The sequence below is a fragment of the Gordonia amarae NBRC 15530 genome, from assembly GCF_000241345.1.
In the GTDB taxonomy this organism is placed as follows: domain Bacteria; phylum Actinomycetota; class Actinomycetes; order Mycobacteriales; family Mycobacteriaceae; genus Gordonia; species Gordonia amarae.
On record NZ_BAED01000061.1, the window covers coordinates 174182 to 195749 of the forward strand.

Sequence of the window (21568 nt, forward strand, 5' to 3'; positions counted from 1 at the left end):
ACACACAACCCGACCAGACTACCGCCGATGACCGTAAAGCTCCAAAACGGCCCGCCCCGGGCAGGGGAGTATGTCAGCCGGCCGCCACCACGACCCCCCAGAACACGATCGCGGCGACGGTCAGGGCGATGGTGATCCAACCGAGCACGATGCCCGCGGTCGCCATCCCCTCACCGGTCTGTGTGCCACCCGATGCCGCGATCTCCCGCTTGGCCTGCGGGCCCAGGATCACCGCGGGGATGGCGATGAGGGCGCCGAGGCAGAAGCTCAGACCCAGCAGGCCGACGATGCCGCAGACGAGTGCGCCAATCGCCTTGCCGTTGTTGGTGGGCGTCCCCACGTAGGGCGGGACTCCGTATCCGGGGGTTCCGTAGGCGCCGTACGGGGTGGGTGTGTACTGCCCCGGTGTGTACTGACCGGCCGGGTACTGGGCCGCCCCGTACTGACCTGCCCCGAACTGGTCGGCCCCGAACGTGCCGGGCGTCGATCCGTAGGGGTTGGGGGTGGCGCCGGGGTCGGCGTACCGGCTGTCGGGCGTTGGTGTCGGCTGCGACAGATCGGGTTGCGACGGCGAACCGATCTGGGTGGGCACATCGAACTGCGACGGGACACCGAACTGGGTCGGTGCGAACTGTGCGGCGTTGCCCTCCCCTTCGGCCGGAACCTGCGACCACCCCTCCGGGGTGTTGCCGAACTTCGCTGTGCCCGCCGGACCCGCGTCATCATGCTTGGTCAGGTCCGGTCCCTTGGTCAGGTCCGGTCCCTGGTTCGGGTCGGGAGTTCCGTTCGGGTAGGACATCTGTTGCCTCCATAGCTGGGCGTCCCGGCCACCGGAATATCGCCGGGTCCGGGCACTCGTGCCGCCCAGAGTAGCGGGGTACCCCAGGCGAGGGGCCGGTCACACCGGGGGACCTCTCTAGAATCATTCAAGTGTCTGGCGTGATCTCCGGCTTTACCGTCATCTTCATCGTCGTCGGTGCCGGGTATCTGCTCGGACGCACGAACACCCTCGGCGAGCATGCGCACGAGGTGCTCTCCCGCCTTGTTTTCTTCGTGTGCACGCCGGCGTTGCTGCTGCATTCGCTGGTGACCTCGGATCTGTCGGTGGTGTTCTCCTCCACGTTGGTCATCGCGGGCGGTTGCGCGTCGGCCATCGGCCTGGTCTACCTGCTGATCGCGGGCCCGTGGCTGCGCAGGCCGATTCCCGAACTCACCATCGGCGCGTTGTCGTCGTCGTATGTGAACAGCGTCAATCTGGGTCTGCCCATCGCGATCTTCGTGCTCGACGACGCCTCGTTCATCGCGCCGCTGCTGTTGTTCCAGATCCTCATCTACTCGCCGATCGCGCTGACCACCCTCGACCTGACCGCGCTCGGGCGGCAATCCGGAACCGGATGGCGCAGCACCCTGCGCGATGCGGTGATCACCCCCGTCACCAATCCGATCGTCCTCGGCGGTATTGCCGGGCTGATCATCTCGCTGATCGGCTGGCATCCGCCCGAGGCCATCATGAAGTCGTTCGACATGCTCGGCTCGGCGTCGGTACCGGCGGCGCTGCTGGCGTTCGGACTGTCGCTGACCGGTGTGGCGGTGTTCAAGAAGGGTGAGGCCCCGCGCCGCGACATCGCCCTCGCGAGCGTGCTCAAACTCGTCGTGATGCCGGCGATGGTGTACGTGGTGGCACGGTTCGGGTTCGGTGAGACCGGCCATCAGCTGTTCGCTCAGGTGGTGATAGCCGCGCTGCCCACCGCCCAGAACGTGCTGGTATACGCCACCCGCTACCGCCGCGGCCAGATCCTGGCCCGCGACACCGCTCTGATCACCACCCTCGGCTCCATCCCCACCATCGCGGTGATCGCCCTCCTCCTGGCCTGACCCCTTGGCCTGAACCCCGCACAAGATTCTGGAGACATAGCTGGCCCCGGGGGCAATATGCCCCCGAGACCAGCTATGTCGCCTGATTCTTGTGGGGCTTACGTTTGACGTCGACGCCGCCCATCAGAGCCAGACCCGTGACGATGACGGTGGGGGCGCCGGGTGCGCCCAGGCCGGCGGCTTTGGTGCCGAAGCCGCCCATCAGAGCCAGACCGTTCACTTCGACGGTTACCTCCGGTGGGACGGTGATGTCGATGCCGCCCATGATCGCGGCGCAGCGGATGGTGAGCTGGGGGGCGGTGAACTCCACCTCGCGCAGGTCGATGTCGATGCCGCCCATCAGTGCGAACGCCTGCAGGTTGTCGCCGACAGCCGCGTTGCCGCCGATGTCCCAGCCCGACATCACCGCAATCGCGTTCTGCACGCGGCGACGCCCCGAGCCGGTGCCGATCCGGGTTGCCTGCGCCACCCCGGACGCCGGCGGGATCGGGACCCCCAGTTGGGCAACCGGAAGATCGTCGGTGAGATCGTCGAGGTCACCGAAGGTCTTGGCCATCACGAGCTTCGACGAGCGTTCATCGAACTCCGACAGTGACAGGCTGCCGTTGGACAGCGCCGCCGACAGGATCTGTTGCACCAGTTCACGATCAGTGTCGGAGGCGCGCAGGCGGGCGCGGGGATCGAGGTTCTGCGCGCGGGCCGCCGCACCGATATCCGCCTTGCGCAACGGGATCGGGTCGGGCGTTATCGGGTCGGGCGCAATCGGGTCGGCGGCGGGTGGCTGCATCGGGGTGGTCGATGCGTCGGGCACTGACGGACGGCTCCCTGATGTGTGATCCCCTGACGGCTCCGGCGAGATGGTCATAGGCGCAAGCCTAGTGCGGGGCGCGGTCATTCGGACTCCGGACAATCCCCGAGATACACCCTGACTTCGACCGCACGGTATGGGACTATCCGGACATGGCAAAAGTCGGCAAGTGGTTCACGATCCTCGGACTCGTGATCATGCTCGCGTCCGTCGCGGTCGGTGTGTTCTTCGCCGCGACAGGATTCGGCCAGGTCAAAGGTCTCGCCGAGGACGCCTTCGTCATCGACGACGGCGAGATGACAAAGCGGTTCGACGCAGGCGACGAGATCTACCTCTTCGGCCAGACCGTCGGGAACGAATCCGAACGCCCGAACTGCCGGTTCGACGGTCCGGCTCCCACCAGGACAATCAAGTCTCACTACGACACCACCTTCACCTATGAGGGCAAGTCTGTGACGTCGTATCAGGGCGTCGGTTTCACCAAGTCCGGGACGTACACCATCACCTGCGACAGCTACACGGTCGCGACGTCGGACCTTTCCGTGACGGGCATCTTCCAGGGCGTCGGCGGTGTGCTCCTCGCGGTGTTCGGTGGCGGCGCGGGACTGGTCCTGGTGATCGTCGGCGGCGTCCTGTGGATTGTCGGCGCGAGCCGCAAGACACCACCCCCGACCAGCTACCCGCCGGCGGGCGGCTACCAGAACTATCCCCCGCCCGGTGGATACCCCGGTTATCAGCCCGGCGGCTACCAGCACTATTCGCAGAACCCCGGCGGATATCCCGGAAACCAGCCGCCCGGTAACTGGAACCGGTGAGCTTTCCCCAGGTGACGGGCGGTAGTTCGATGTCGATCGGGAACGGCTTGTCGACGGTGACCCATTCTCTCCCCGTTTCCGGATGCGGGAGTTTCCCGCTGACGACCACTGTGAGGTCTGCCCCCGGGGTAGGGTCAAGCGTGTCGGTCGAGCACGGCGCTGACTGCTTCCGCGGTATCGAGGTCCTGCAGGGCGGCGGTGAAGCGGGACAGAAGTCGCGTGCAGAGAGTCTTGTCGTCGCCGCCGTACATGGCCAGGGGTGCCCAGGCGGCGTTCCAGGCGATCATCATCAGCCATCGGTGCAGTTCGTACGCGCCGTCGAGGGATGGCGCGTCGGCGATGCCGTGGGCGCGCAGACCGTCGAGGTAGCGGCCGATGAGATCCCTTTCCGACGCCGCGCGCAGCTCCGGTTCGAGGGACCAACCGATGAAGTAGGTGACGTCGCGCATACCGGGAGCCTTGTGCACCTGCTGCCAGTCGAACAGGCCGGCGCTGCCGTCGGCGCGGGCGAAGGTGTTGGCGGCGTGGGTGTCTCCGTGGCAGAACGTCGGCGGCAGCGATTCGAGTTCGGCGTCGAAGATGTTCTGGTTCTTGAGGTATCGGGTGGTGAGTTGTTTGATCCGCGCCGGAACGTCGTCGCGGCGTTGCAGCCAGGTGCGGTTGACCAGCGGCATCACGCGTTGCCCGATGGGCCAGCCGGGCTGGCGGGAGTACGGGGTGAGCCAGTTCAGGTCACCGGCGAATCGCGGTGACTCCCAGTACGCGGCGTGGAGTCTCGCCAGCGCGTCGATGACGGACTCGGCGTGCGCGAGCGGGACAGTACTGCCGAGTTCGAAGAACCTCGCCTCGTGCGGTTCGAGGGTGGCCAGGGCGATCGCGAACCTGCCACCGCTGCGCAGCCGGGCACCGTACGGGGTGAGGGTGATGCCGGCGACGGCCGGGTACAGCTCGTTGTAGAAGCGGACCTCGTTCTGGCACAAGCCGAATGCCGAGTTGAGGATCCGGGTCGACGCCGCGGCGGGTGTGCCTTTGGTGAACAGTTTGGCCGGCAGGCTCGCGGCCCGTCCGGTCTCATTCCAGGTGAGGGCGAGGTGGGCATGGTCGGTGGTCATCGCGTCGGCGGCGTGGACGTCGACGGCCTCGACCCGGGCACCGGGGACGCCGCTCGCCAGCGCCGCGGTCAGTTCGTCGGCAGTGAATCCGCCGACCCCGTAGTTCCCCTGCCCCGGCGCCCACGGCGATGCCCCGAGCGCGATGTTCTTGAGGGTGCGTGCCACCTCGGCGATCGTCGCCATCTCCACCATCCCGAATATCTTACCGTTGATGCGTCAGTACGGGGTGGTCCGGTCATGCGATCATCTCACCGGACCCTTCGAGACCCTCGCTCCTTCGTCGCATCGGCCTCAGGGATCAAGATGACCGCTCGCGACGAGCCGGCCAACACCTACTTGATCCCTGAGGAGCCGAGCCGCCAGGCGAGGCGCGGCATCCAGGTCAGGCGCGGCGGCGGGAGCGAGACTTGAGGTAGTCGCCGACGACGGCGGCACCGAGTCCGTCGAGGTCGGGGGCGACGACGCGGCCACCGATGCGGCGGGCGATCTGGTCCATGAAGTTCGCCAGGCCCGGGTCGTCGCCGAGGCGGAAGAATGTCACCTGGGCGCCGAGGCGGGAGACGTGGTCGAGTTCGCGGACCGTCAGCGCGATGGTCTGCGGGTGCGGCGGGTAGAAGAAGAACGGCTCCCCCGACGGGTCGAGGTGGGCGGTGGGTTCACCGTCGGTCACCACCAGCACCACCGGCTGCGCGTTCGGGAACCGCCGCAGATGGCGCTGCGCCAGCAGCAGCGCGTGGTGCAGGTTGGTGCCCTGCTCCCAGCGTGGCTGCAGACCGGTCAGTTCGGCGATGTCGATGGTGCGGGCATGCCGGCCGAAGGCGATCAGGTGCAATTCATCGGACCGGAACCGGGTGGACACAAGATGATTGAGCGCGATCGCGGTGCGCTTCATCGGCGTCCAGCGGCCCTCCATCTCCATCGAGAACGAGGTGTCCACCAGCAGCACCACGGCCGCCTGCGTGCGTGATTCGGTGTCGGCGACCTCGACGTCGCGCACGTCGATCCGGACACCACTCTCGGCGATGCCGCGGATCGCCGATGCCGGGTCAGTGGCCTCGGACAGGGTACGCAGCACCGAGTTGGACACGGTGCGGGTCACGTCCCACGGGTCGGTGTCACCGAATTGCCATTCCCGGGAGGCGCCCGTCGGCTCGCCGAGGCGGCCGCTGTTGCGGGTCTGGCGTTCGCCGCCGCGCCCCGACATCTGTTCAGCCACATCCTTGAAGATCGACTGCCCGAGCTGGCGCATCGCCTTGGGACTCAACCGGAATTCACCGTCGGCCGAGCGATCGAAGAAGCCTTCGTCGCGGAGCGCCTTGTCGAGTTCGGCCAGGCGCCGGGCATCGACGACGGCCTCCTCACCAAGCTGGCGCATCAAGGCGTCGAGGTCGATGTCGTCCAGTTGGGCACCCGAATACTGTTGGGACAGTTGCTCGCTGAGAGCGTCCAGCTCACCGATGTCGCGCAGGGCGGCCGCCCCCTCCCCCAGGCCCATCCCCTGCCCGCCGGAGAACTCGCTCGACTCGTCCCAGCCCAGGCCCGGCCGGGCCTGCCGCAACGCCGAATCCATCTGCGCCAGTTGACTCATCAGCTCGGGGGACCCGAATGCCTGCTGGGAGAGTTGATCGAGTTCGGCGCGCTGTTCCGGGGTGAGCGAGTTGTAGAACTGCTGTGCCGCCGCCGACCGTTGCGCCAGCGAATCGATGAGTTCTTCGGTGTTGCGCGGGTTTTCGGGGAAGAAGTCACCGTGCTTGTCCATGAACTCACGGAACTGCTCTGTCGTGTCCTCACCGCGGTTGTGGGCGTCGAGGAGCTTGTTGAGGTCGGTGAGCATGTCGGTGATGCGTTGCCGGTCGGCCTCGGTGGCGCCCTCCATCGCCTGCTTCATCCCGGCGAACCGTTGATCGAGCAGCTCACGGCCGAGGAGGTCCTTGATCTTCTCGAAGTCCTCCCGGGCCTGGGCGCTGCGCCACTCGTAGTTGGACAGTTCGTCCACCGCCTGCGCCGTCGACGCCGGCAGGTTGCCGATCTGCATCTCGGCGAAGCGGGCGTCGTCGTCGAGGTCGCGGGCGAGTTGTTTGCGTTCCTCCAGGACCGCGCGGTCGAGGAGTTCACGGATCTCCTGGAAGGTTCCGTCGAGGTTGCGGCTGCGCAGCAGTTCTTGGCGGCGGCGGTTGATCTGTTCGCGCAGTTTGTCGAGGCCGCGCATGTCCTTCGACCCGCGGCGCAGGAACTCGCGCAGGGCATGTTGCGGCGACGTCCCGGCCATCACGTCGTCACCGATCTCCCGCAATGCCTCCCGCAGGTCGACGGGTGGGGCGAGCGGGTCGGGGCCGCCCGTGTACCGCTGGTAGCGCGCGCGGTGGAAGGAACGGCGCGGGGTGGTCGGGTTATCTGCCATGGTCGCTCCTCGAGGTGGTGACGTCAGGCGCGGAAGGTCGCCGGACCCTTCGTGACCCTCGCTCCTTCGTCGCTTCGGCCTCAGGGATCAAGAAGTAGGGTCGCGCAACCCCCACACCGGACACGGCAGTCAAGACGTGCGGTCGCGCGACCCTCGAACCGACCTCACAGATCGCGAGGTGCGGTCGTGCAACCCTCGAACCGACCTGACAGATCGCGAGGTGCGGTCGCGCAACCCTCGAACCGACCTCACAGATTGCGAGGTGTGGTCGGGCGACCGTCACCCCGGCGTCAGTCACAACTGGTGGTCGCTTGTTCATCAGCGCAGCCCGAGAGGTCAGCCGTAGACGGTCTGGCCGGTTTCGTCGGCTTCTTTGCCGATTCGGCGGGCCAGGTAGAGACCTTCGAGGGCCAGTTCGACGGCGTTGGCACGCTCGCCCTCGCTGTCGGCGCCGAGGCGGGCGGCGATCTCGTCGACGACCGGGACGTCGGGGATGGAGGCGAGGAAGTCGGCGGCGGTGACGCGGTCGCCGGTGACGACGGGTTCGCCCTCCTCCAGCGCGGTCACCAGCGCGGCCATGTCGACGCCGCCGAGGTGGGCCCGCACGGCGTCGGCGGTGGACTTGCGCATCAGGTGTTCGAGGATCTCCAGTTCGCGGCCCTCTTCGCCGGATTCGAACTCGATCTTGCCGCGCAGCACCTCCACCACCGATTCGAGGTCGACGATGCGGGCCACGGCGGTCTCCTCGCCCGTCACCGTGGCGCGGTGCAGGGCGGCGGCGGCCACAGTCTCGGCGGCGGCGATGGAGAAACGCGCCGACACACCGGAACGGCGGTCGATGGACGGATGGTCGCGGGCGTAGCGGGTGAAGCGGGCGATGATCTCTTCGATCACCTCGGGCACCGTCGCGGTGAGGTCGGCCTCCTGCTCGATGACCGACACCTCGTCGTCGAGTTCGAGCGGGTAGTGGGTGCGGATCTCGGCACCGAAGCGGTCCTTGAGCGGGGTGATGATGCGGCCGCGGTTGGTGTAGTCCTCCGGGTTGGCGCTGGCCATCACCAGCACGTCCAGCGGCAGGCGCAGCGAGTAGCCCCGCACCTGGATGTCGCGTTCCTCCATCACGTTCAGCATCGACACCTGAATACGTTCGGCCAGGTCGGGCAGTTCGTTGATGGCGACGATGCCGCGGTGGGCGCGCGGGATGAGGCCGAAGTGGATGGTCTCGGGGTCGCCGAGGCTGCGGCCCTCGGCCACCTTCATCGGGTCGATGTCGCCGACGAGGTCGGCCACCGACGTGTCGGGGGTGGCCAGCTTCTCGCTGTAGCGCTCGCTGCGGTGCCGCCACTCGATCGGCAGCTCGTCCAGCAGGTCGGCGGCGCGGCGGATGGACGCCGGGGTGATCGGCTCGTACGGATGCTCACCGAGTTCGGAGCCGGCGATGACGGGCGTCCACTCGTCGAGCAGACCGACGAGGGTGCGTAGCACGCGGGTCTTGCCCTGGCCGCGTTCGCCGAGCATCACCACATCATGGCCGGCGATGAGGGCCCGTTCGAGTTGCGGGATCACCGTCGACTCGAAGCCGACGATGCCGGGCCACGGATCGCGGCCCTCCCGCAGCGCGGTCAGCAGGTTGTTGCGGATCTCGTCGCGGATCGACCGCTGCACATGTCCGCTCGCCCGCAGTTCACCCACGGTGCGGGCTGCCGGATGGCGCGTTTCGGTGATTTGCGAGGTGGTTGCAGTGAAGGTCTCCTCTGGCACCCCAACCACGCTACTCCGCGCCCCCGACACGTGTGCGTGAGCAGACCGTGGGCGGGGTTGGGAGCCCCGTCTCGCCGGACCCTTCGGGACGAGCGAGGGTCTCGAAGGGTCCGGCGACCTTCGCTGCATGACGTCACCACCTCGGACTCGGCTACCTCCTCGGATCGCGGCCGATGAACCCCATCAGCTTGTCGACGGCGCCGGCATCGGCGGGCACGTCGACGGCGGCACCGTATTGGCCCGAGGCCCGCAGCATGTCTTCGATGCCGGCCATCCCGGTGCGGAGTTGTTCGGCGAAGGCCGGGTCGAGGCCGGACTCCCGGCCCGACGCCGAGGCGAGGTCCCACGTGTGCATGAACACGTCGGCGGTGTAGACGCTGTCGATCGCATCGGTCAGCACGTGTGTGCCCACCATCGGGTGTGTGAACTCCGACGCCGCGTCGGGTCCGTCCAGAAGTCGTTGGATCGCTTCGCTTCTCGAAGTCCAGGCCGCAGCGGGATCGTCATCGACGGACCCGGTGGGGGCGAGTTCGATGCCGCCGGCGGCGAGGAAACCGGGGAGCCAGTCGATCAGGTGACGCACCACGTCGAGCGCCACCCAGCCGTCGACGGCGGTGGGTGCCGACCAATCCTCGGTTGCCGCAACCTGTTCGGCGAACCCTGCGGCGACCACGCGGTGCCGGTCGGCGGGCGAGAGCCCGGTCAGGTCTGTCACAGTTCCCCGGATTCGAGCAGGCGGTCGATGGCGGCGTAGCCGTCGTTGACGCCCACCTCCATCCCCGACGCCAGCCAACCGTCGCGGGATTCGAAACTGTCGCACAGGGATTGGGCGTGCAGCCGGGTGGTGCCGTCGCCGAGGTCCTCAAACCACACCGTTTCCAGCGACACCTGGTCGGGCATGCCCTCCCAGGTGAAGGTCTGCACGATCTTGTCGTCGGAGACGGTGTGGAAGCAGCCACGGAAGCCGTGCTCGTCGTCGCCGGCGATGGCGACGTACCGCCAGCTGCCGCCGTTGCGGGCGTCCCAGTCGATGATCTTGCACGGGACGCCGTCGGGACCGACCCACCGGGCGTACAGTTCGGGATCGGTGTGCGCCTTCATCAATTGTGCTGTGGTGCCGCGGAAGTCGCGGGTGATGCGGATGATCGGAACCTTCGGGTCGGCCTCGATGGCTGCCTGCGGGTAGCGGGTGGAGGTGGTCATGATGACAGTCCTTACTGCGTGTCGCGACCGGTCAGCCCGCGTCGCGTTCGGTGATGGTGGTGTCCAGGTCGTCGTCTTCGACGCCGTTCATCTCGTCGAGCAGGGCGTCGAGGCGTTGATAGCGCTCCTCGGCCCGCCGGCGGTATCGCTCGATCCACTTGGTCATGAGGTCGAATACCTCCGCTTCCAAATGCACCGGCCGTCGTTGCGCTTCCCGGGTCCGCGTGACGAGTCCCGCGTCCTCGAGCACCTTCAGATGTTTGGAAACGGCCTGCAGACTGACGTCATACGGCTCCGCGATCTCGCCTACCGTCGCGTCGGACTCCGTCAGCCGGGCGACAATGTCGCGCCGGGTGGGGTCCGCGAGTGCGGCGAACACCTTGGAGAGCTGGTCCGTCATCGAAACCCTTCCTCAACCTGTTGGTTGAATACCACTCTGCACCCCGGTCCGCCCTTTGTCAACCATCTGGTTGAGAATGCAGAGGGCGGATCAGACCGTCACGCGGCGCTCACGGGTGCTGCCACTCCTGGAACTCCGATCGGTGAGTGGCGATCCAGTCGCGGGCCACCTCGTCGGGCGTCTTCTTTCGCCGGTCCACCGCGTACACGAACTCGTTGACCTCGTCGATGCCGAAGTGGACGCGGGAGAGCCTCGCGAATGCGATGGGCGAGATCTTCTGCAGGGTGCGCGTCCAGGCGACATGTACGTCGACATCGGCCCCGCACTCGTCCTGGTAGCCGGTGGTGCACCCGGTGCGCTTGAACGGGTCGGCGGTGAGCAGTCGCGGCGAGTACTGCTCGTGCAGCCAGTCGGGTTCGTAGGCGTAAAAGAGCAGCGGCCGTTTTCCGGCCTCCCGTTTCAGGTACGCCCGGAAGATGGTCTCGCTGTACGACTCCCCCTCGATCCGCAGATCTTTCTGCGCCCCGATCCACTTGTCGAGCAGCTTCGTCGATTCCCAGCCGCGCGGACCCGCCCAGATCTCGGCCTTACCGTCGCCGTCTGTGTCGAAGCGCGAGGCGGTGGCCTTGTCCGCGAGATCGGTCACCGACGTCAGCGGTGCCTGCCCCTTCTTGTCCAGGATGTAGATGCCCTGGCCGCCGCGATAGCTGCTGTTATTGAGCATGATCTTGCCGGTGTCGATCTGCGATCGGAAGCTGTCGCTCTGGTTCTGCAACCACAGGTCCGGATGGATCTGGACGGACGGTTTGTTTCCGGTGAGCGCGGCCACCGCACCCACCTGATCCATCGACTGGACCTTGACCCGCACCTGCGGCGTCTCCACCACGTGCCGCAGGATCTGCGCGATCACACTCGCCGCGGGCCACCCGGGGTCGGCGATCGTGATGGTCGGCAGGCTTCCGTCGCGGACGAACAGCTCCGACTCCGCCGAGGATCCCGGGCGCGGTGCGAAGACGTTGCGATCGCCATATCCGCCCGCCGACGCGAATGGCAGCAACATCACCGCCACGATCGCCAGCGCGGCGGTCGACAGATAGAACACCGTGAATGTGCGTGCGGTCGGTGTCACTTCGACCTCGCGCGTCGCGTCGTAGTCACCGTCCACCGAAGTACGCACGGTTCCGGGTAGCCTGAGCGAGTTCACATCTCCGGAACTGAGGACCTCGGTAGGCACGTAGTATGGCTTGCCGATCTCCCGGAATCCCTGCTCAAGACGCCACAATTGGTTCTTGAATCCGTGAATGTTGTTGCGGTCGTAGTCGTAGATGGTGAACATCACCAGGAATGCGCCCGCCGCGAACGCCACCGCGCCGACATTGCCGAGGAACGACGGTCCGCGCAACAGCAGCACGGTGAGGATACTGCCGAGGCCGGTGATCCAGAGCGCCGCCCATTCGCCGACCGACAGCCGATCCATGTGAATGGCCCGCCACTCAGCAAAGGCGTCGAGGACCTCCCGGCGTGCGTCCGGGGATGCGACTGCGGTGCGCACGCGGTCGACGATCGCCAGCGCCCGGTCCTCCCGGACGTCCGCGGAGCGCTCGAATTCCAGCTCGAGCAGGTTGCGCAGAAACCAGTCCGGTTCCTCGTGATCGTCCGAGGTGTCGGCCGCCATCATCGCCCGGACCAGCCTGGTGCGGGCGTCGAGTTCCTCGGTGCGGCGCCCGGCCACCCGGGACAGGATGAAGCCGGCGAGGATCGCGAACACCCCGGTCATCGCCGCGGCCATCTCCGCGGTGGGTCCTTCGATGGAGTCGGGCAGAAGCTGCGAACCCAACGCCACGTAGACGCTGGCGATCAGGGTCAACGACACCGCGTTCGCCGATCGCTGCCGGGCGTGCAGGGTGAGATTGGAGAAGAGAATGATCACCAGGCCCAGCGCCGCGATGGGACGGACCGGCTCATTGAACAGCACATGCAGCAAGACCACCGACACCGCGGGCGAGAAGTAGGGCAGCGACGAGAGGGTCAGTGATTTGTACTCCCGGAACGCCCACGTCCACGTCACCTCGGCGACGAGATAGGTTCCGATGCCGATCAGTGCACAGATGACGAGCACTTCCCGGTCGAAAGCGTAGAAACGCAACGTGTGATGGTTGAGCCGCAGGCTGAGCAGCACTCCGGCAAGGGCCACCACATTCGCCACCGAGATTGCGAAGAATGTCGCAATCGGCTGCGACCGGACCGAATGGTTGAACGCATTTGTCGCGTTGATGGCGAAGGGCAGATAGAGCCCGCTGCCGATGGCCGCGACGAAGGCCCAGACGATCTCGCCGGACTCGCCCGTCGGACCGCCGTTGTGTCCGAGGCCCGATACGCCGATCGCCACCGCCCCGCCGAACGATGCCAGCACCAGAAGCCATTGATAACCCTGGAGTTTCGCGGCCGCGTTGCGCGCGATCAGCGGGGTGACCACCACGGCGATCAGCGGCCAGGTGAACGCGATCACTGTCGCATCGGCCTTGTCCGCACCGTAGAGCGCCCGATAGAAGCCGTAATACCAGAGCGCCAGGAAGAAACCCGAGGCACTCGCGGACAGAATCCCCGACAGTGTCCGGCGCCCGCCGCGCGCGAGCGCCACCACTTTCCGCCACAGGAACAGCGACACCACCGCGCTGGTGACCACCGAGATCGACGCCGAGGCGATATACACCTCGGCGTAGTCGCCTCTGTCCCCGATCTCGGTGATGAAGATCGGCTTCAACGACCAGAATGCGACAGCGGTGATCGCTGCCACCGTGATGGCGGTGACCGGAATCTGCCGCCCCGTGCCGGTGTCGGTTACCAACTCCGCGCCCCACATCCTGTAGCTGTCGATGAACGCGCGTCATTGTACAAGTCGGACAACGACTGTCCCGGGTGCGCGACACGCGGCATACCGGCTGCGACAGGCGGCGGAGTTTTCTTCGCGGTGAAGAAATGGCCGCATGGCCCGGCGATTTCAGTCACACTGCGGTGGGTGCACCACGCCCAGCGCGTTGCGGCCGGAGCGACGACCCGGCCGCAACGCAGGGGGTGTCAGCGCACTCCCAGCCACACCGCGAGGGCCAGGCCACCGATGCCGATGGTGATGCGCAGCGGGCCGGCGGGCAGGCGTTTGACGACCGGCGGTCCACACCAGCCACCGGCGAAGCAGCCGACGCCCATCACGATCGCGGCCCACCAGTCGACCGGGCCCCAGATGATGAAGGCGATGGCCGCGACGGTGTTGGAGATCCCGAGGAACAGCGACTTGGACAGCGCCGCCTTCCACAGCGGTTCGCTGGTGACCACCAGCATCAGCGCCAGCACCATGATCCCGGCGCCGGCGCCGAAGTAGCCGCCGTACACCGAGATCGCCAGCATGCCGAGGAAGAACAGCCACGGCTTGTCGTCGTGGGTGGCGAGCTTACGCAGCGCCGGCTGGCACAGCAGCGCGAGAGCGGCGAGCGCCACCAGGAACGGGACGATCACCTCGAACGAACCCTCGGAGCTGAGCAGCAGTGCGGCCGCGCCGATGACACCGCCGATCACCGACGCCACGATGCCCAGGATCGTGCGGCGCCGCTCGCCGTCGAACAGGGCCTTGCCCGCCTGGGTGGTGCTGCCGATGCCGACGGCTACCACAGAGATGGTGTTGGTGACGTTCGCCGCCACCGGGCTCAGGCCCACGGCCAGCAGCGCCGGATAGCTCACCACCGACGCCAGGCCGGTGACATACCCGATCAGGCCTGCCCCGAACCCTGCGGCAAGGAGGAATACGAATTCGACAACCGGACTCATTGTGCGTTCCAGATGGTTCCGTCCGCCGGTTGAGGTGCGAGGAGCGCAAGCGACGAGCCTCGAAACCCGGTGAGGGGACAATGTCGTCTCACGATGTTTCGAGGCTCCTCGGCCAGCGGCTCGTCACACCTCAACCAGCGGAGGAGGAGCAAGCGATCGAGGTGGGCAGATCGGTGCGGCCGGTCAGTGCGCGAAATGGCGTGCGCCCGTGAGGTAGAGGGTGACCCCGGCCTCGGCGGCGGCGGCAATGACCTCGTTGTCACGGATCGACCCGCCGGGCTGCACAACGGCTTTCACGCCACCGGCGATCAGCACCTGCAGGCCGTCGGGGAACGGGAAGAACGCGTCGGAGGCGGCGACACTGCCCTGGGCGCGCTCGCCCGCCCGGTTGACGGCCAGATGCGCGGAGTCGACGCGATTGACCTGCCCCATGCCCACACCCACCGACGCGCCGTCGGAGGCCAGCAGGATGGCGTTGGACTTGACCGCACGGCATGCGCGCCAGGCGAATTCGAGGTCGGCGAGGGTGTCGGCGTCGGCGGCCGCTCCGGCGGCGAGGGTCCAGTTGGCCGGGTTGTCGCCCTCGGCGTCGATCACGTCGCGCCACTGCACCAGCATGCCGCCGGACACCGGGCGCCGCTCCACGCTGCCCTTGTTGGGCGGAACCGCGCGCAGCACCCGGATGTTCTTCTTGCGGGTGAGCACCGACAGCGCACCGTCGGCGAAACCGGGGGCGATGAGGACCTCGGTGAAGATCTCGGCGACCTGCTCGGCCATCTCGACGGTGATCTCGCGGTTGGCCGCGATCACGCCGCCGTACGCGCTGACCGGGTCACAGGCGTGCGCCTTGCGGTGCGCCTCACCGATGTCGGCGCCGACGGCGATGCCACACGGGTTGGCGTGCTTGATGATTGCCACCGCGGGGCCGTCGAAGTCGTGGGCACTGCGCCAGGCGGCGTCGGCGTCGGTGAAGTTGTTGAAGCTCATCTGCTTGCCGTGCAACTGCTCGGCGGTGGCCAGGCCGGAGGGCCGGGACGTGGACTGGTAGAGCGCGCCGGGCTGATGCGGGTTCTCGCCGTAGCGCAGCACCTCTTTGAGTTCCCAGGTCTCACCGGCCCATTCGGGGAACTCGCCCTCACCGGTACCGGGCACCACAGCGCGGTACATCCACGAGGCCACGGCTACGTCGTAGTCTGCGGTGTGCCGGAAAGCCTTGGCCGCCAGCAGTTGCCGCTGTGCGAGGGTGAATCCGCCCGCGTCGAGGGCCGCACGCACGTCGTCGTAGTCGCCTGGGTTGACCACCACGGCCACCGACGGATGATTCTTGGCGGCACCGCGCACCATCGACGGTCCGCCGATGTCGATCTGCTCGACGCACTCGTCCTGCGAGGCGCCGGAGGCGACGGTCTGGGTGAACGGGTACAGGTTGACCACCACGAGTTCGAACGCCTCGACGCCGAGGTCGGCGAGCTGGGCGAGGTGATCGTTCTTGCGGGTGTCGGCGAGGATGCCGGCGTGCACCTTGGGATGCAGCGTCTTGACCCGTCCCTCAAGGCATTCCGGGAATCCGGTGAGGGTGGACACCTCGATGACGGGGACGCCGGTGTCGGCGATGGTCTTGGCGGTGGAGCCGGTGGAGACGATCTCCACTCCCGCCGCGTGCAGGGTGGCGGCGAGTTCGGGCAGTCCGCTCTTGTCGTAGACACTCACGAGCGCCCGGCGGATGGGTCGACGGCCGTCGGCTGAGAGAGGAGCGTTCACGGGATGCGGGCCTTTCGTCCTTCGATGACAACACCTTTGGCGACCAGGGCGGTCACCATGTCTGCGAGCAGTTCGCGCTCGATGATCTTGATCCGTTCGTGCAGGGTGTCCGCGGTGTCGTCGTCGGCGATCTGCACGGCTCGCTGTGCGAGGATCGGTCCGGTGTCGACTCCGTCGTCGACGAGGTGAACCGTTGTCCCGGTGACCTTTACACCGTGGGCGAGGGCGTCGGCGACCCCGTGCGCGCCGGGGAACGACGGCAGCAGCGCGGGATGTGAATTGACGATGTGCCCGCCGAAGCGGCCCAGGAACCGCGGTCCGAGGATCTTCATGAAGCCCGCCGTCACCACCCAGTCGGGTGCGGCCTGATCGGTGAGATCGCGCAGCGCGTCATCCCAGGCGGCACGATCGGGGTGGTCGGCGACCCGGCAGGTGAACGACGCGATACCCGCGTCCTGTGCGATCGAGACGGCGGCGCAATCCCTGTCGACGCCGACGGCCACGATCTCGAACACCGAGCCGGGCCTGCGGGAACGTTCGATCAGCGAGGCGAGCAGCGAACCGGCACCGGAGGCGAGCACGACGATACGGGCTAACCGGCCGGAGATAGGTGCAACCTGCGACGACGGCTCGGGCGTCGGCGATCCTGCTGGGGCTGCACTCACTCGTGCCAGCCTAACGGTGACCCGATTGCGACCTGCTGTCAGGTCGCCGTAGACAGATCACAGCCGGTCGTTGAGCTTGCGGCTGATGGCCCGCTCGGTGTCGTACTCGTCCAGATCCATCTCGCCGAAGTCGAAGTCTGGCGCGTTGACGCGGGTGTTACGCGGGGTCTTGGCCTGATCGGCGGCGTCCGCGTCGGACCCGGCGTCGGCAGTTGGGTCGCCGTCCGGATCGTCGGTGTCCTGGTCGTCGGCCCCGTCCAGGTCGTCGTCCCCGTCCAGGTCGTCGTCCTCATCCAGGTCGTCGTCCCCGTCCAGGTCGTCGACGTCTTCGTCCCAGTCCGATTCCATCTCCCAGTCGTCCGCGGCCTCCGGCTCCGGAGCCGGCCTCTGTGCGGCGCGGGCGGCGGACCGGGTGGCGCGGGCCGCGGGCAGCAGGGCGTTGACCAGCACGACGAGACCGCCGATGAGCACGATCCAGCCCAGCGTGAAGACACCGGTGGTCACCGGGGTGACGCCCGCCTCGCCGAGTTCCCCGACCCGCCCGCCGGCCAGTTCGGCGAGCACGGTCACCAGGGCGGCGGCCACCGCACCTGCCACGGCGACGGCGCGGAAATGGGCCAGCGGATCGGCGGACCGGCACTTGACGGCCACAACCAGGGCGATCACCGCGGGCACCACGAAACCCGCGGCGCCGACGGTGCCGAGGCCCTCGCCGGGCAGCGCGGCGAGCACGGGCAGGGGCGGGACGTCGCCGCCGGTCACCGACATCAGATCGACGGATGCGGTGCCGACCTGCGCCCTGGCGCCCACCAGGATCGCGGCGGCGCCGACGATGAGGTTGGGCAGGTACAGCACCGACAACACGCCCAGGCCCAGGTAGCCGTCGAAGTCGTAGCCGCCGTCGAACAGTGCAGTCACCTGACCCCAGTTGAGGATCAGCCGCACCGTCACGAGGATCCCGCCGACAGCGAGCAGCGCGAACAGTGCGGCCGTACCGAAACGCAGACCGGCCTTGTCCGCGGCACTGACGCTGACGTGCCGCCGCAGCGGTGCGTGCGCGGACGCGCCGACACCGATCGCGGCGGCCACCGCGTGCACCAGCAGCGTGCGCACGAACGCCGACAGCGAGTCGGGGCTCTGGATCTGGGAGGTCGTCGCCCCGTCCATGACGACGGCGACGGCCATCGCCGTGAGTACCAGGGGTCCACCGACGGCCGCGGCGACGATGGCGGCGAGCTCGCCGCCGTCGCGGTCGCGGCCCGCGGACCGGACCACCGCGGCGGTGCCCGCGACGATGAGCAGCGTCGGCAGCAGCGGCAGCGCGCCTATCGTGACACCCGACAGCGAGACCGGCACCTGATGCACGGCCAGCCAGGTGGCGCCGAGTGTGCCGATCAGACCGCCGAGATCGGCACCCGCGAGCAGCAGCGTGGCCAGGAGTGCCACGAACAGCACCGCGAGCGTGGCCAGCGGCAGCGCGAACGCGACGATGAGCAACTCCCGGGCGGAGCCGTCGACCGCGACGCGGCGTGCGCGATGGTTGCGCCGCACCTGTCGCAGGCGCGACGCGAGAGTGTCGGTCCGGGTCGCTGTTCGTGTTGCCATCGCCTTCGAGACTGACACGCCACGTCTGCAACATCCGTCCGACGCGCCGCACCACTCCCAAAAATCACACAGTCACCAGGTGTCGCGGTGAGTTCACAGAAAACAGTGAGGGCCCGCCGGACGGCGGACCCTCACTGTGCGTATGTATCTGAACCGGTCAGTACTGGTAACCGGAACCGGAGGAGAAGTTGCTCTGCTGGCCTCCACCGGGCTGGCCGCCACCGTGCTGCCCCGGGTTGTTGAACGCCGTGGTCGCGCTGTCGGACCCCGGGGCGCTGCCGTAGCTGCCATAGGACGGACCGCCCGAGGGCGCCGCGCCCGGATCGGCCGCCGGCTGACCGGCACCCGGCGACGACTGTCCCTGCCCGTACGACGGTCCGTACTGGGTGGCGCCGTAGCTGCCGTACGACGGGGCCTGCGGCTCCGACGACGGGGCGGACGGGGTCGGGGTCGGGGCAGCGGATGCTGCGGGAGTACCGGCCGACGGCGAGGTGGTGGTGCCCGCGGTCTTGACCAGACCGGCGTCGATGAGCAGCCACAGCACGGCCGCGATCGACATCAGGATGCCCGCGACCAGCAGGATGATGGCACCCGAGCCGGTGTCGAAGCCGGAGTCGCCCTTCGCGACCATCGCGAACAGCGTGACGACCGTGCCCGCCACGGTCAGCGCCGCGACCACCGCCACCGGCGGGGTCTTTCCGCCCGGCAGGAAGTAGGTGAGCGCGAGGAAGGCCGCGACGACGATCGCGATGTAGGGCGCGCCGAACTGCGAACCGGAACCGAACACCGGCACCGATTGCTCGCCCGCGCTGGCCCCCGCGAGGAACCCGCAGAACATCGCCAGGAGACCGAGGCCTCCGACTGCCGCGGCGAGGATCAGCTGCACGTTGGCGGGCAGCCCGTGGCCACCGCTCGCGGCCGGGGTGCTCGGCGCCGCGCCGTATCCGTACCGGCCCGGCGACTGCTGGGACTGCTGCGGCTGCTGTCCGTAGGACTGCTGGCCTCCCCCGTACGACGGCTGGCCGTAGGACTGGGGAGCCTGCTGACCCCCCGACTGCTGGCCGTAACCGGAATACTGCTGCCCGTAGGGCTGACCGGAGGCGCCGGGCTGCTGCCCGTAGCCACCACCTGGTTGATACGACATAATGCTCTGAACTCCTGCTCGGTTGTGGTCGCCCCCCGCTGTGAGCGCAATGGACCTCGTCCCACGGTAATACACGCGATGCGGTGAACCGCAAGCCTCGCCTTTACCTTCGCATGAAAGCCAGGATCGTGCCGAGGACTGCGGCTACCGGAATACAGCGCAATTCCGGTATATCCGTCCGCGCTCGGTTCGGCCGCGTCACCAGGCGTGATCGCGCCCGAGCCGGGTATAGAAATCGATAAGCGAATAGTCGTCGACCGACCGCGGATCGAGATTCACCTCGGACCGGCCGGCGAGAATCGCCGTCACCGGCACCTCAAGTTTCTTTCCGGTGCGGGTATGGGGGATCCCCGGCACCGCGATCACCTCGTCGGGGACGTGCCGCGGCGAGAGCCGGGTGCGGATCTCGGCCGCGATCCGCTTGCTCAGGTCGTCGTCGGCGACGGCACCCTCGGCGAGCGTGACGAACAGCGGCATCCAGTACTTGCCGTCGGGTCCGTCGACACCGAGGACGAAGGCCTCGGTGATCTCGTCGAACCCCTCGACGACCTCATAGATATCGGCCGATCCCATCCGGATGCCGTGCCGGTTGAGGGTGGCGTCGCTGCGCCCGTGGATCACCAGGGACCCACGATCGGTGACGGTCACCCAGTCCCCATGCCGCCACACCACGTCGCCGGCGGCATCCCACTCGTGATCGAAATAGGCGCCGTGGTACCGCTTTCCGTCGGTGTCGTCCCAGAAGTGCACCGGCATCGACGGCATCGGGGCGGTGATCACCATCTCCCCCACCTCGCCGACCAGCGGGGTCCGGTCGGGCGCCCAGCTGTCCAGCGCCACACCGAGATAGCGCACCGACAGCTCACCGGCCACCACCGGCACACCCGTGCTGCCGCCCGCGAACGCGGAGACCACGTCGGTACCACCACTGATCGACGAGATCGGCAGTTCGGCAGACACATTGGCGTCGACCCAGTCGAAAAGGTCTGCTGCCAAGGTGGATCCGGTGCTGCCGAGGGTGCGCAGCGAGGACAGATCATGATCGCGGCCGGGCACCAGGCCCGCCTTCTGCGAGGCCCGCAACTGTCCGGGGCTGGTGCCGAAGTAGGTGACGTGTTCGGATTCGAGTAGCTGCCACAGCCTGTCGGCGTCCGGATAGAGCGGTGAGCCACTGTAGGTGACGATCGTGGCACCCGTGAGCAGCCCGGCGACCTGGAAGTTCCACATCATCCAGCTCAGCGCGGTGTGCCAGAAGAAGATGTCTCCTTCACCCAGATCTCCGTGCAGCCCTGCGGCTTTCAGATGCTCGAGCACCACCCCGCCATGACCGTGCACGATGCCCTTGGGTTTGCCGGTGGTACCGGAACTGAACAGCACCCACAGCGGATGGTCGAAGGCGACGGGTCGCGGCGTGACCTGCTTGTCGCCGGCCACCGCCCCGGCGAAGTCGCGTACACCGGCGGGTGCGGGCGGGCCGTCGACCGGGGTGACCACGATGTGCGCGGCGAGTCCGGGCAACAGGCCGGCGAGTTCGGCGTTGTCGGCGTTCTTGTCGACGAGTTTGCCGTTGAAGCGGTAGCCGGTGGAGGTGAACAGCACCTTGGGCCGCAACTGGCCCAACCGGGCCGCCGCCCCTTCGGGTGCGTAGTCCTGTCCACAGCCCGACCAGAGGGCGCCGAGCGTGGCCGTCGCGAGAAACGCGACCACCGTCTCGGGGACGTCCGGGAGGTAGGCGGCGACCACATCGCCCTCACCGACACCGAGATCCTCCAGGGTCCCGGCGAGCCGGGACACCTGATCGGCGAGCCCGGACCACGACAGTTCACCGCGCTCGCCGTCCTCGGCGACCCCGACGATGGCCGTGCCCGGACGGCCATCGTGCGCCAGAACCTGGTCGACGTAGTTGAGCCGCATCCGCGGGAACCAGCGCGCACCCGGCATCGACGCGTCGGCCAGCACATCGGAGTCATTCGGCCCCAACGGGTTTCCCACGGCATCGGCGGCGCGTTCGGACACTCCGAAAAAGTCCCAGACGGCGCGCCAGAACGCGGCGGGATTGTCGACGGACCATTGCCACAGCGCGTCGTATCCGGCGCCGGCCAGGCCGGCCGATTCGGCGAACTTCTCGATCTGACTCGTGCTCACTTACCTAACTCCCCTCAGCATGTGCGCGTGCGGCACCGATATCCCCTCGGC

17 protein-coding genes are annotated in these 21568 nt (G+C 67.8%); 2 read left to right on the forward strand and 15 right to left on the reverse strand.

Annotated features, from left to right (window positions below; genetic code table 11):
* Window positions 1-73: 73 nt before the first annotated feature.
* Window positions 74-799 (reverse strand): DUF4190 domain-containing protein, encoded by a 726-nt coding sequence (locus GOAMR_RS23780; protein ID WP_005191267.1) that lies wholly within the window; start codon window positions 797-799, stop codon window positions 74-76.
* Window positions 800-930: 131 nt separating this feature from the next.
* Between GOAMR_RS23780 and GOAMR_RS18125 the strand changes: the two genes are divergently transcribed.
* Window positions 931-1875 carry an AEC family transporter gene (locus tag GOAMR_RS18125; protein ID WP_005191268.1) on the forward strand — a complete coding sequence of 315 codons (945 nt, stop codon included), beginning with the start codon at window positions 931-933 and terminating at the stop codon, window positions 1873-1875.
* Between the two features lie 73 nt (window positions 1876-1948).
* Here the strand turns inward: GOAMR_RS18125 and GOAMR_RS18130 are convergent, their stop codons facing one another.
* Complete coding sequence (locus GOAMR_RS18130; RefSeq protein ID WP_005191271.1) at window positions 1949-2686, reverse strand: DUF1707 SHOCT-like domain-containing protein; 738 nt, start codon at window positions 2684-2686, stop codon at window positions 1949-1951.
* A 149-nt stretch (window positions 2687-2835) separates the two neighbouring features.
* On the opposite strand from GOAMR_RS18130, the gene GOAMR_RS24545 reads away from it, so the two are divergent.
* Window positions 2836-3498, forward strand: a complete 663-nt coding sequence (locus GOAMR_RS24545; protein WP_005191275.1) for a hypothetical protein — start codon at window positions 2836-2838, stop codon at window positions 3496-3498.
* Between the two features lie 134 nt (window positions 3499-3632).
* On the opposite strand, the gene GOAMR_RS18140 is transcribed toward GOAMR_RS24545, so the two are convergent.
* From GOAMR_RS18140 to GOAMR_RS18200, 13 genes are all read right to left on the reverse strand, one after another.
* The gene (locus tag GOAMR_RS18140; protein ID WP_005191278.1) at window positions 3633-4802 is read right to left on the reverse strand and encodes a phosphotransferase; all 1170 of its coding nucleotides are present in this window, start codon (window positions 4800-4802) and stop codon (window positions 3633-3635) included.
* A 190-nt stretch (window positions 4803-4992) separates the two neighbouring features.
* Window positions 4993-7011 carry a vWA domain-containing protein gene (locus GOAMR_RS18145; protein WP_005191281.1) on the reverse strand — a complete coding sequence of 673 codons (2019 nt, stop codon included), beginning with the start codon at window positions 7009-7011 and terminating at the stop codon, window positions 4993-4995.
* A gap of 336 nt (window positions 7012-7347) precedes the next feature.
* On the reverse strand, window positions 7348-8781 hold the full coding sequence (locus tag GOAMR_RS18150; RefSeq protein WP_085949079.1) for a sigma 54-interacting transcriptional regulator: 1434 nt from the start codon (window positions 8779-8781) through the stop codon (window positions 7348-7350).
* A gap of 142 nt (window positions 8782-8923) precedes the next feature.
* Window positions 8924-9487, reverse strand: coding sequence for a DinB family protein (locus GOAMR_RS18155; RefSeq protein ID WP_005191288.1), 564 nt, complete (start codon window positions 9485-9487; stop codon window positions 8924-8926).
* Window positions 9484-9975 (reverse strand): SRPBCC domain-containing protein, encoded by a 492-nt coding sequence (locus GOAMR_RS18160; RefSeq protein WP_005191292.1) that lies wholly within the window; start codon window positions 9973-9975, stop codon window positions 9484-9486. The genes GOAMR_RS18155 and GOAMR_RS18160 overlap by 4 nt, the downstream gene beginning before the upstream one ends.
* Before the next feature lie 31 nt (window positions 9976-10006).
* The gene (locus GOAMR_RS18165; protein ID WP_005191295.1) at window positions 10007-10375 is read right to left on the reverse strand and encodes an ArsR/SmtB family transcription factor; all 369 of its coding nucleotides are present in this window, start codon (window positions 10373-10375) and stop codon (window positions 10007-10009) included.
* A gap of 109 nt (window positions 10376-10484) precedes the next feature.
* The gene (locus GOAMR_RS18170; RefSeq protein WP_211599640.1) at window positions 10485-13172 is read right to left on the reverse strand and encodes a glycine betaine ABC transporter substrate-binding protein; all 2688 of its coding nucleotides are present in this window, start codon (window positions 13170-13172) and stop codon (window positions 10485-10487) included.
* A gap of 281 nt (window positions 13173-13453) precedes the next feature.
* Window positions 13454-14197 carry a sulfite exporter TauE/SafE family protein gene (locus GOAMR_RS18175; protein WP_005191301.1) on the reverse strand — a complete coding sequence of 248 codons (744 nt, stop codon included), beginning with the start codon at window positions 14195-14197 and terminating at the stop codon, window positions 13454-13456.
* A gap of 183 nt (window positions 14198-14380) precedes the next feature.
* Window positions 14381-15958: a bifunctional phosphoribosylaminoimidazolecarboxamide formyltransferase/IMP cyclohydrolase gene (gene purH / locus GOAMR_RS18180; RefSeq protein WP_005191304.1), complete on the reverse strand. Its 1578-nt coding sequence runs from the start codon at window positions 15956-15958 to the stop codon at window positions 14381-14383.
* Complete coding sequence (gene purN / locus GOAMR_RS18185) at window positions 15955-16566, reverse strand: phosphoribosylglycinamide formyltransferase (RefSeq protein ID WP_040515780.1); 612 nt, start codon at window positions 16564-16566, stop codon at window positions 15955-15957. Before purN ends, purH begins: the two co-directional genes overlap by 4 nt.
* A gap of 114 nt (window positions 16567-16680) precedes the next feature.
* On the reverse strand, window positions 16681-18228 hold the full coding sequence (locus GOAMR_RS18190; RefSeq protein WP_005191310.1) for a cell division protein PerM: 1548 nt from the start codon (window positions 18226-18228) through the stop codon (window positions 16681-16683).
* Between the two features lie 157 nt (window positions 18229-18385).
* Entirely contained in the window at window positions 18386-19372 is a 987-nt protein-coding gene (locus tag GOAMR_RS18195; RefSeq protein ID WP_005191313.1) for a DUF5336 domain-containing protein, read from the reverse strand.
* 198 nt (window positions 19373-19570) lie between these two features.
* Entirely contained in the window at window positions 19571-21517 is a 1947-nt protein-coding gene (locus GOAMR_RS18200; RefSeq protein WP_005191316.1) for an acetoacetate--CoA ligase, read from the reverse strand.
* Between the last annotated feature and the right edge of the window lie 51 nt (window positions 21518-21568).